At 64.7% G+C, this 4,327-nt stretch carries 6 protein-coding genes; 3 read left to right on the forward strand and 3 right to left on the reverse strand.

Annotation, left to right across the window (positions count from 1 at the left end):
- Positions 1-50 precede the first annotated feature (50 nt).
- The 3 genes from A3728_RS10025 to A3728_RS10035 form a co-directional block, all read right to left on the reverse strand.
- Positions 51-1,019, reverse strand: coding sequence for a DUF3179 domain-containing protein (locus A3728_RS10025; RefSeq protein ID WP_067922887.1), 969 nt, complete (start codon positions 1,017-1,019; stop codon positions 51-53).
- A 66-nt stretch (positions 1,020-1,085) separates the two neighbouring features.
- On the reverse strand, positions 1,086-1,640 hold the full coding sequence (locus tag A3728_RS10030) for a peptidylprolyl isomerase (RefSeq protein ID WP_067922889.1): 555 nt from the start codon (positions 1,638-1,640) through the stop codon (positions 1,086-1,088).
- Positions 1,633-2,139: a peptidylprolyl isomerase gene (locus A3728_RS10035; protein WP_067922892.1), complete on the reverse strand. Its 507-nt coding sequence runs from the start codon at positions 2,137-2,139 to the stop codon at positions 1,633-1,635. Before A3728_RS10035 ends, A3728_RS10030 begins: the two co-directional genes overlap by 8 nt.
- 125 nt (positions 2,140-2,264) lie before the next feature.
- Here A3728_RS10035 and A3728_RS10040 point away from each other — a divergent pair, with 125 nt between their 5' ends.
- The 3 genes from A3728_RS10040 to A3728_RS10050 all read left to right on the forward strand — a co-directional run.
- A complete protein-coding gene (locus A3728_RS10040; RefSeq protein WP_067922894.1) occupies positions 2,265-3,458 on the forward strand; it encodes a phosphoglycerate kinase in 1,194 nt (397 codons plus the stop codon).
- 126 nt (positions 3,459-3,584) lie between these two features.
- Positions 3,585-3,884 (forward strand): FtsB family cell division protein, encoded by a 300-nt coding sequence (locus A3728_RS10045; protein WP_067922898.1) that lies wholly within the window; start codon positions 3,585-3,587, stop codon positions 3,882-3,884.
- 110 nt (positions 3,885-3,994) lie between these two features.
- Positions 3,995-4,327: thiamine pyrophosphate-dependent enzyme (locus A3728_RS10050; RefSeq protein WP_236630460.1), on the forward strand; the 333-nt coding region annotated here is incomplete at its 3' end.

A 4,327-nucleotide genomic window follows, 5' to 3' on the forward strand; every position in this document is an offset into this window, starting at 1 on the left:
GCCTTTCTCGTTCTGAACCAACTCTCCCCGCGCAAACGGGGCGCGCGCCCTCAGCGGCCGAGCATCCATTCGCCTTCGGGCCAGAAGGCATCGAAGGCAAAGGCGAACATCACGTCATGGGGAAGATCGCGGCCCTGCGCGTCGCGTACGCGGATGCTGCCCACGTCCTTGCCTTTGTCGATCTCGGCCGAATCCAGGGCGGAGGCCTGTCCCGCCTGCCAGCTGATCTGCACACCGGCTTCAGAGATCTGCTGCTCCTTCGACAGACGGTCCAGCGGCCAGGCCCGGTCCCCCACCCGCACGACGCGGGAAAGCGGTTCGATCCCGTGGGGCGGTGCTTCGCCACTGTAAAGGAAGGGCCGGTTGAGACTGTCGTAGCCCGCATAGGGATTGCGCCCGTAGGAGCGGTTGTAGGCCGGTTCCGCCATCACCAACCCGTCGGATTCACGGCTGCGGAATTCCTCCCAGCTTTCCATCCACGTAGGGACGGATTGCAGCACCGTGCCGGTCAGTTCGCCCACAATGGCTTGGCCTACCGCCTGCTGCCACCAGCTCTGGGTCTGCTCGTCATACATCACCATGTCGGAATAGCGCAGCTTGCCGGTGACGCCGAAGCGCAGCACCTCGCCATTGACCCGCCGGTCGAAGGTCAGGCCGGAGTTGCACAGCGGGCAAAAGGTGACGGCGACGGGAATACCCGCCACCGTATCGTTGACGATTTCATGCCATGTCAGATAGCGGATCGGGTACGCGCGGGCGCGCGCGCCGTCCATCGCGACGGTGATGACAGGCTCACGTGGGCCGATCCGCGTCTCGGCGGAGGCTTCGATGAACTGCGGATCATCGAGCGCCGGTATCCCGTCCTTGCCAGGACCGCCCGATATGATCTCGGTCCAGCTTTCGACACTGGTCTTGGAAAAATCAGTGCGCGGCCATTCCGATTTCCAGAAATCGGGATTGGCGGCGGCCAGCAGCGGCGCACAAAGGAGCGGGAGCGCAAGGGCGAGGGATCTGATCATCCCTCAAGTCTGCCGCAGCGGGGGCGGGTCTGTCAGCCCGCCCCACGCAAAGGTGAATGACCCGCGTCATTCCGTGATGGTGACGCTCTCCATCCGGTCGGGTTCGCCCACGACCGCGCCATTGGCCCCGGTGCCGCGCTTGATCGCGTCCAGCACATCGAGCCCCTCGGTCACGCGACCGACCACCGTGTATTGGCCGTTCAGGAAATGCCCTTCGTCGAACATGATGAAGAACTGGCTGTTGGCGCTGTCGGGATCCTGGCTGCGCGCCATGCCCACGACACCCCGGTCAAAGGGAATGTCGGAAAACTCGGCGGCGAGATTCGGCATTTCGGAGCCGCCCATGCCAGCGCGGGCGGTGTCGCCGTCCTGACGGCCGAATTGCACATCGCCGGTCTGGGCCATGAAGCCGTCGATCACGCGGTGGAACACAACGCCGTCATAGGCGCCTTCGCGTGCCAGCGTGGTCAACCGTTCGACATGCTGGGGGGCCACGTCCTCAAGCAGATCGACGGTGATCGTGCCCTCGGCTTCGCCCGCAACCTCGATCTGCATCTCGGTAGCGAAGGCCGCCCCGGTCAGGGCGAGCGTGACGGCAGCGGAGGTGAGAAGATTACGCATCGGCGGCCACCTTCACGCTGATCATGCGGTCAGGATCCGCAGGCGGCTCGCCCCGGGTGATGGCATCCACATGTTGCATCCCGTCGATCACCTGCCCGTAGACAGTGTACTGACCGTTGAGGAAATCGTTGTCCTTGAAGTTGATGAAGAACTGGCTGTTCGCACTGTCGGGATTGGCCGACCGCGCCGCACCGAGGCTGCCGCGCGCATGGGGCACTTTGGAGAATTCAGCCGGCAGGTTCGGCAGGTCGGAACCGCCCGTTCCGGCGGCCCGCAGGTTGAAACCCTCTTCCATGTTGCCATTGGCCACATCGCCCGTCTGGGCCATGAAACCGTCGATCACGCGGTGAAAGGCCACGTTGTCGTATTTACCGGCGCGCGCCAGTTCCTTCATGCGCTCCACGTGCTTCGGCGCCACGTCCGGCAGCAGCTGGATGGTGACGGTGCCGCCCTTCAGCTCCATCAGTATCGTGTTCTCGGGGTCCTTGATCTCGGCCATGCCGGTCTCCTTCTGACTAGGGTTGCCGTGATACCTAGGAGGCTTGGGAGCGATTGCCAAGCACGTGCATTGACCTTCCGCCGCTTTGGGGCAAAACACGCCCAAACGATGGAGAGGACGACGCGATGGGCTGGAAGACGCTGGACGACATGGAACTGCAGGGCAAGCGCGTGCTCGTGCGGGTGGACATCAACGTTCCGATGGAAAACGGCAAGGTGTCGGACGCCACCCGGATCGAACGCATCGTGCCCACCGTTCATGACATCCTCGCGCGCGGCGGCAAGCCGATCCTGCTGGCCCATTTCGGGCGGCCCAAGGGGAAGGTGAACCTCGACATGAGCCTTGGGCAGGTCCTGCCCGCGCTGCGCGATGCACTGGGCCGCAAGGTCGTGCTGGTGGAAACGCTGGACGCCGCCGAAAACCCGACCGAGGAGGCGCGCGCTGCCGACGTGCTGCTGCTGGAAAATATCCGCTTCCATCCCGGCGAGACGACCAATGACGAGGGCCTCGCCCGCCGGCTGGCCGGTCTGGGTGACATCTATTGCAACGATGCCTTTTCCGCCGCCCATCGCGCCCATGCCTCGACAGAGGCCGTCGCCCGGCTGCTGCCCGCCTGTGCCGGGCGGTTGATGCAGGCCGAACTTTCCGCGCTGGAGTCGGCGCTGTCGCATCCGCAGCGCCCCGTGGGGGCTGTCGTCGGCGGGGCGAAGGTCTCGACCAAGATCGAACTGCTGGAAAATCTGGTCTCCCGACTCGATGTGCTGATCATCGGCGGCGGCATGGCCAACACCTTTCTCGCCGCCAGCGGCGCGCAGCTTGCCGCGTCGCTCAGCGAGCCGGACTTTTTCGAAACCGCCCGCGATATCCTGAGCCGCGCCGAAAGCGCGGGCTGCCGGGTGATCCTGCCGGTGGACGGGCTGGTGGCACGCGAATTCGCGGCAGATGCCCCGCATGAGGTGCTGCACCTGACCCCCGACACCGAACTGGAAGACGGGCAGATGGTGCTCGACGCGGGGCCCGAGAGCATCACGCAGATCGCGGAAGCCATCGAGGGGCTGAAAACCCTCATCTGGAACGGCCCCCTCGGCGCGTTCGAGATCACCCCGTTCGACGGCGCCACCATCGCCGCGGCACAGCGCGCCGCCGCCTGCACCCGGGCAGGCACGCTCGTTTCCGTGGCGGGGGGTGGTGACACGGTTGCCGCACTCAACAAGGCGGGGGCGGCGGATGATTTCACCTATATCTCGACCGCCGGGGGCGCCTTCCTCGAATGGATGGAAGGCAAGACCCTGCCCGGGGTGGCCGCGCTCGATCACTGAGGGGACGGGCCAGCCTGCGCGGCGGCCCGCCGATCATCGGACCCTGCGTCAAGTTAAGGGATTCACAAGACGATTTCGCTGTGCCATAGTCGCCCCACGCCCGGTAAGAGGCGACAGAGGCACAGCATGACACGTTCCCCCCGGCCGGCGTTCGGCACCCTGATTTTCTTCGCGATCGCCTTCGCGCTCAGCCTCTATTTCACCTTTGCCGCCGTTCAGGGCGATTTCGGCCTGTTCCGCCGGGCCGAGATTCTGGCCGAAACGCAGAACCTGCGCGCCCAACTCGAAACCGTGCGGGCCGATGTGGCGCGGATGGAAAACCTGACGCATCGGTTGTCCGACAATTACCTCGACCTCGACCTGCTGGACGAACGCGCCCGCAAGGTGCTGGGCATGGTGCGCACGGACGAGATCGTAATTCACTGATCTTCGCCCGGTCCGGACAAACCCCCTCGCCTTCCTGTCTCGAATCCGTTAAATGATAGTTTAACGCTAAACTATCTGCGGACGATCGCGCAGCGAGAGGGAGGGCGCCGATGGCTGCCAAGAAAACGAGCCGGAAGAATGATGTCTCCGGCGACGAATTGAAGGCATATTACCGCGACATGCTGCTGATACGCCGTTTCGAGGAAAAGGCAGGCCAGCTTTACGGCATGGGCCTGATCGGCGGGTTCTGCCACCTCTATATCGGGCAGGAGGCGGTCGTCGTCGGGCTGGAAGCCGCGGCAGAGGAAGGCGACAGCCGCATCACCACCTACCGCGACCACGGCCATATGCTGGCCTGCGGCATGGACCCCAACGGCGTGATGGCCGAACTGACGGGGCGCGAAGGGGGCTATTCCAAGGGCAAGGGCGGCTCCATGCACATG

Origin of the sequence: Sulfitobacter sp. HI0040, from assembly GCF_001634885.1 — a bacterium.
In the GTDB taxonomy this organism is placed as follows: domain Bacteria; phylum Pseudomonadota; class Alphaproteobacteria; order Rhodobacterales; family Rhodobacteraceae; genus Sulfitobacter.

What these genes read in the sequence shown, in the direction of transcription:
- A3728_RS10025 (WP_067922887.1), bottom strand. Translation starts at nt 1,019, where the DNA reads ATGATCAGATCCCTCGCCCTTGCGCTCCCGCTCCTTTGTGCGCCGCTG.
- A3728_RS10030 (WP_067922889.1), bottom strand. Translation starts at nt 1,640, where the DNA reads ATGCGTAATCTTCTCACCTCCGCTGCCGTCACGCTCGCCCTGACCGGG.
- A3728_RS10035 (WP_067922892.1), bottom strand. Translation starts at nt 2,139, where the DNA reads ATGGCCGAGATCAAGGACCCCGAGAACACGATACTGATGGAGCTGAAG.
- A3728_RS10040 (WP_067922894.1), top strand. Translation starts at nt 2,265, where the DNA reads ATGGGCTGGAAGACGCTGGACGACATGGAACTGCAGGGCAAGCGCGTG.
- A3728_RS10045 (WP_067922898.1), top strand. Translation starts at nt 3,585, where the DNA reads ATGACACGTTCCCCCCGGCCGGCGTTCGGCACCCTGATTTTCTTCGCG.